Annotated in this window: 7 protein-coding genes; 2 read left to right on the forward strand and 5 right to left on the reverse strand. The window is 41.9% G+C overall.

What is annotated here, in order from left to right; genetic code table 11:
* The 4 genes from hsdR to Q0Q74_RS14065 all read right to left on the reverse strand — a co-directional run.
* Nucleotides 1–1379: EcoAI/FtnUII family type I restriction enzme subunit R (hsdR, locus tag Q0Q74_RS14050; protein WP_294431885.1), on the reverse strand; the 1379-nt coding region annotated here is incomplete at its 3' end.
* Nucleotides 1380–1382: 3 nt separating this feature from the next.
* Nucleotides 1383–1595 carry a helix-turn-helix transcriptional regulator gene (locus Q0Q74_RS14055; RefSeq protein WP_294431887.1) on the reverse strand — a complete coding sequence of 71 codons (213 nt, stop codon included), beginning with the start codon at nt 1593–1595 and terminating at the stop codon, nt 1383–1385.
* Nucleotides 1592–1861, reverse strand: coding sequence for a hypothetical protein (locus Q0Q74_RS14060; protein ID WP_294431889.1), 270 nt, complete (start codon nt 1859–1861; stop codon nt 1592–1594). The genes Q0Q74_RS14055 and Q0Q74_RS14060 overlap by 4 nt, the downstream gene beginning before the upstream one ends.
* Before the next feature lie 86 nt (nt 1862–1947).
* Nucleotides 1948–2091 (reverse strand): hypothetical protein, encoded by a 144-nt coding sequence (locus Q0Q74_RS14065; RefSeq protein WP_294431891.1) that lies wholly within the window; start codon nt 2089–2091, stop codon nt 1948–1950.
* Between the two features lie 126 nt (nt 2092–2217).
* Between Q0Q74_RS14065 and Q0Q74_RS14070 the strand changes: the two genes are divergently transcribed.
* Both Q0Q74_RS14070 and Q0Q74_RS14075 read left to right on the forward strand, forming a co-directional pair.
* On the forward strand, nt 2218–3075 hold the full coding sequence (locus Q0Q74_RS14070) for an aldo/keto reductase (RefSeq protein ID WP_294431892.1): 858 nt from the start codon (nt 2218–2220) through the stop codon (nt 3073–3075).
* Between the two features lie 156 nt (nt 3076–3231).
* Nucleotides 3232–3663 carry a nuclear transport factor 2 family protein gene (locus Q0Q74_RS14075; protein WP_294431893.1) on the forward strand — a complete coding sequence of 144 codons (432 nt, stop codon included), beginning with the start codon at nt 3232–3234 and terminating at the stop codon, nt 3661–3663.
* A gap of 60 nt (nt 3664–3723) precedes the next feature.
* On the opposite strand, the gene Q0Q74_RS14080 is transcribed toward Q0Q74_RS14075, so the two are convergent.
* On the reverse strand, nt 3724–4596 hold an 873-nt coding region (locus Q0Q74_RS14080; protein ID WP_294431894.1), incomplete at its 5' end, for an aldo/keto reductase.

Below are 4596 nucleotides of genomic sequence, written 5' to 3' on the forward strand. Positions count from 1 at the left end.
GTTTCTTTCAGGTACTTTGTAATTTCAGCTGCAACTTCATCTATACGATCTTGAATAATGATGTTGTAATCATAGTCAGAAAGATTATATTCACGGTCTTCAATTTCATTTCCGTGAATATCTTTTTGGCCTTTTCTTGGTCTCCAGCCGTCATCTATATTTGTATGAACATTAATTACTTTGAACGGAGCAAGGAATCCATCTTCAATTCCCTGTTTAAGGCTGTATGAATAAACTGGCTCTCCAAAATAATCGATGTTAGAAACATATTTTGTTTCTTTTGGAGTGGCGGTCATACCAATCTGTGTTGCACCATTAAAATATTCAAGGATTTTACGCCAGCGGGAATCAGCCTTTGCAGAACCTCGGTGACACTCATCAACAATAATCAAATCAAAGAAATTAGGTGTAAAGAATTCTTTATATTTTGAAAGTTCGTTTTCTATCTCTTCTTCTGTTTCTTCTTCATCTTCACCATGATGCTTTGCAGAATCTAACTGCTGATATAACGCAAAGTAAACCTGATAGGCAGAGATTTTGGATTTATCTTCTTTCTGAAAGTTGATTTTGTGAATTACTTTTTCAAGAGGTTTAAAGTCCTGCTGAATAGACTGGTCCACAAGATTATTTCTGTCTGCAAGATAAAGAACTTTCTTTTTCGTTCCTGATTCAATCAAGCGCCATACAATTTGGAATGCTGTATAAGTTTTTCCAGTTCCTGTAGCCATGGCAATCAGAATGCGAGTCTGATGTTTTGCAATTGCTTCAAGAGTTCTGTTTACTGCATTTCGCTGATAATAACGAGGTGGATAACAGTCTGCTCCAGAATAAAAAGGTGTGTTCATAAGGTTCTCTTCAAAAAAAAGAGGAACATCATAAAACTTAGTATTACCGTCAATCGCATATTCCATGCGGTTTTCAACTTCTGCAACTTTTTCTGCATTTACTCCACGCCAGCGGTTCATCAATTCTTCTGCGGTAGGAAAATCTGAAAGTGGGATTTCTTTTTCTAGGCCTGTTGTAAAATCGTGTTCAAAAAAAGTTGAGCCATTTGAAGTGTAAACAAATGGAACATTCATCATAATTCCATAAGTGATTGCCTGCTGCATTCCGAAAGAAGAGGAATGATTGTTGTCTTTGGCTTCTACAATTGCTAAAGGAGTTCCCTTGTTATACCAGAGAACATAATCGCAGCGTTTACCTTTATCGCGGCTTGGAATATTACCTTTGATATGAACTTTACCGTCTGTAAACTTGTTGGCAGGAGAAGTTTCCATAGTGATCTTTTTGACATCCCACTTTGCAGTCAAAGCAGGCGTAATGAACTGAAGCTTGATATCTTCTTCTGTCATGTCTTTTATGTCAAAAATATCACTCATTTTTTACTCTCCATCAACCGCATTCACTTCCATAATATCCCCAATCTCACAATCCAAAGCGATGCATATTTTCCGTAAGCTCTCCATAGAAACATCTTTGCCTTTGCCCATTTTGGCAACGATGTTGCTGGTGATTTTTGCCTGGCGGATGAGGTCGCTCTTGTTCATGTCGCGGTCGATTAGGATTTTCCAGAGTTTTTTGTAACTTGCGCTCATTGTAATTTTCCTGTCTTGATTTCTGTCTTTAAATAGTCATACACATAAAGGGGGCTTTGAAAGTAAAGTCCTGTCTTTGGGTCACAGAGTTTTTGGTAGAGTTCTGAGTTGTACACGGCACGCAAGACCTGCTCCACGGTAAAAGAAAAATCCCTTACAAGATATGTCGCAAGGTCTCGTGTGGTGGAAAGCGAATATTTTTTTGCAAAATCATTTACAATAGCAACGGTGTATTCTATTTTGTCTTTTACAGGAACTTCTGCCATTTTGATTCTCCAATAGCAGATTATACCATAATTCTGTAAATTCTTCCATAAAATCTCACGATATCGAAAGGTAAATAAAAAACGCGTTAGGGATTGAAGCCACGCCAAAGGCGGCCACCGCAACGAAGTGAGGTGGCTGAAGCGATAGCGAAATGGCGGAAAGCCCGACCGCCACTTGTGACGGTAACGCCCAATTCTTTCATCTTCTTCTTAGCCCCATTTCTAGGCATATTCACAAAATCTGTCGCTTATCCCACACATCATAAAAATCTGCCCATTGAAAAGGCGGGCTTCCATGATACTTTTGATGCAAGATTTAGATTCCGAATCAGTTTCGGAATAACAGGAGACACAATATGCAGACAATAAAATTAAACAACGGAATCGAATTCCCTGTAATCGGACTTGGAACTTTTATGCTTTCACCAGCAGATGCCCAGAACAGCACCCGCGAGGCCCTTAAGATGGGCTACCGCCTTATCGATACAGCAAATGCTTATGTAAACGAGCGCGCTGTTGGTCGGGGAATCAAAGAAAGCGGCGTGGCAAGAAACGAAGTTTTTCTTTCTACTAAACTCTGGCCGTCGGAATACGAAAACCCGAACGCTGTAGACGAAACTCTTGAGCGTCTTGGGGTAGATTACGTTGACCTGCTTTACATCCATCAGCCGGCAGGAAACTGGCTTGCAGGTTATCGTCAGCTGGAAAAGGCTCTGAAAGAAGGAAAAGCCCGCTCAATCGGCATTTCTAATTTTGAAGGAAAATATATTCAGGAACTTGAAACTAAATGGGAAGCTGCCCCTCAGTTCATTCAAGTGGAAGCCCATCCATATTTTACACAGAAGGATTTGCGCGTAACTCTGGACAAGTACGGCATCAAACTGATGAGCTGGTATCCCTTGGGACACGGCGACAAGTCTTTGATTCAGGAGCCTGTTTTTGCTGAACTGGGCAAAAAATACGGCAAAACACCAGCCCAAGTGATTTTACGCTGGCATGTTCAGATGGGCTTTGTAGTAATTCCAGGAAGCAAGAACGTTGACCACATTAAAGACAATCTGAACATCATGGACTTTGAACTGACAGGCGAAGAAATGGCAGAAATCGCAAAACTCGACAAAGGCGAACGTTACTACCACCGCACAGAAGAGCAGCTGGTTCAGTTTGCCGCATGGAAGCCAGATTTTGAAAAGGTAGGGAGCCGGTCGCGATAACGATGAAACTCACGAGGTGAGTTTCAAGGCGAGTCTCGTTCGAAGCTGTGCTTCGAGCGCGGCAGTACGAATAGAAAAGATTTTTACTTTGACTTATTTTCACTGGCGTAGCTTCAATCCCTTGCGCAAGTCTACAAGCAATAAGGAGATTTTCAAATGAAAAAATCATTTGCCGTTTATATGATAATGCTTTTTGCCATTCTTGCCAGTATCGCAGAATCCCCAAAGGAGAAACCAATAACCACAGAAGAAAAAGAAGTGCACTCTGCCTACGAAGCAATCAACAAGGCTATGATTGAAAAAGACCGGGCCGCAATGGAACGCTACTTTGACAAAAACCTAACCTTTACCCACATGAGCGGAAAAAAGCAGACTCGCGAAGAGTTCATCGGCGAAATCATGGACGGAACTCTAAACTACTTCAAAGTGGATACAAAAGATTATTCAATCAGCGTGAATGGCGACACAGCTCACATGAAAGTCACCCATACACTCACGGCAAAAGTTTATGGAATCAGTGGCAGCTGGACTTTGGGTGGAGAAGACACTTATAAAAGACGGGATGGAATCTGGATTCGGGTAGAATAAAACCTTTTACAGAACTCTGGACTTTGTAAGCATGTTTACAAAATCCAGAATTATGAAATATTACCAATTCTTCTTTTCTTTGCTTGAATCCTGCTGTTTCTTCCTCTCCTCAACCATTTTTACGAACCATTCCACCATTGCAGGATCCTGATGACTGAAGAAAGAACTTGTTGCAGTATCGAGAGCAGTAATTTTTGCCATCTCTTCGGCAGTAAGGGTAAAATCAAAGACATTCAGGTTTTCTGCCATGCGTTCCTTGTGGGTTGATTTTGGAATAACCACAATTCCTCTCTGCAGATGCCAGCGGAGCATAACCTGAGCTGTTGATTTTCCGTGCGCAGCGGCGATTTCCTTCAAAACAGGATTTTCAAAAAGCCCGCCACGGCCTTCGCCAAAAGGCGCCCAGGCTTCAAGCTGAATACCGTACTTGTCATTCCATTTTTTTGCTTCTATCTGCTGATTCAAAGGATGACATTCCACCTGATTCACCATAGGCTTTATGCGGTTGAAGGATGCAAACTCCACCATACGGTCTGCGTAAAAGTTTGAGATTCCGATAGCCTTTAAAACTCCCTGTTCATAAAACTCTTCCAAAGCCCGCCAGGCTCCGTAAGCGTCTCCGAAAGGCTGATGAAGCAGCATGAGATCAATGTAATCAGTCTTGAGTTTCTTAAGCGATTCTTCCACCGACTTCTTGCACGCCTCGTAGCCGTAATGCTCAATCCAGACTTTTGTGGTAAGGAAAATGTTGCTCCGGGCAATACCCGATTTTGCAATTGCATTCCCCACTTCCTCTTCGTTGAAATAACTCTGTGCCGTATCAATCGAGCGGTAGCCCACTTCCAGCGCATCCGAAACACAGCGTTCAGCCTCTTCCTTTGTCACCTGATACACACCATAGCCAAGTTGTGGCATTTTAATTCCGTTTGATAA

Source organism: uncultured Treponema sp. (assembly GCF_946187725.1).
GTDB lineage: Bacteria > Spirochaetota > Spirochaetia > Treponematales > Treponemataceae > Treponema_D.

Coding starts and splice junctions, on each gene's coding strand:
- Q0Q74_RS14075 (WP_294431893.1), top strand. CDS start 3,232: ATGAAAAAATCATTTGCCGTTTATATGATAATGCTTTTTGCCATTCTT.
- Q0Q74_RS14060 (WP_294431889.1), bottom strand. CDS start 1,861: ATGGCAGAAGTTCCTGTAAAAGACAAAATAGAATACACCGTTGCTATT.
- Q0Q74_RS14055 (WP_294431887.1), bottom strand. CDS start 1,595: ATGAGCGCAAGTTACAAAAAACTCTGGAAAATCCTAATCGACCGCGAC.
- Q0Q74_RS14065 (WP_294431891.1), bottom strand. CDS start 2,091: ATGCCTAGAAATGGGGCTAAGAAGAAGATGAAAGAATTGGGCGTTACC.
- Q0Q74_RS14070 (WP_294431892.1), top strand. CDS start 2,218: ATGCAGACAATAAAATTAAACAACGGAATCGAATTCCCTGTAATCGGA.